Annotated in this window: 1 protein-coding gene; it reads right to left on the bottom strand. The window is 60.1% G+C overall.

Going from position 1 to position 459, the window contains the following annotated elements:
* Positions 1-205 precede the first annotated feature (205 nt).
* A partial coding sequence (locus HMPREF2791_RS00125) for a winged helix-turn-helix transcriptional regulator (RefSeq protein ID WP_070843751.1) occupies positions 206-459 on the bottom strand: 254 nt, incomplete at its 5' end.

Raw genomic sequence — 459 nt, 5'->3', positions numbered from 1 at the left:
AAAAGTGACGCCCAAAATCGGAAATATCTGATTCGGTTAGATCAACTTTGAACGCTTTTTAGCGCACGTTCGCTAACGATTTTCGGCACGCGCCGCGGGTGTGCAACACATCGGCGGAGCAGCGAAAACCCATTCGCTCTAAAAGTGCATACTGTGTGTCGCACTTTGGTGGCCAAGCGAGCGCGCCAGCGGTCGCGCGGCAGGGTTAGGACGCTTGCCGGGCTTCCTTGACGTAGCGATGGACAGTGCCGACCGAGTAGCCGGTCTCGGCAGCGATCGCACGCACCGACAGACCTTTGCCGCGCAACTCCCGGACGCGGGCACGCTTCTCGTCTGCGCGGGCGAGGTAATCGGCGCGCGGCTCACTCGTCCAGTTCGCAATAGCTCGTTCTGAAGCCCCGGTTTTCTCGGCAAGTTGTTTCATCGACCACCCGTTGCGCGGGTGACCTTCGTACCGGG

The organism is Corynebacterium sp. HMSC034A01 (assembly GCF_001838175.1).
Classification (GTDB): domain Bacteria; phylum Actinomycetota; class Actinomycetes; order Mycobacteriales; family Mycobacteriaceae; genus Corynebacterium.
This window is presented reverse-complemented; position numbering and strand designations above follow the sequence as displayed.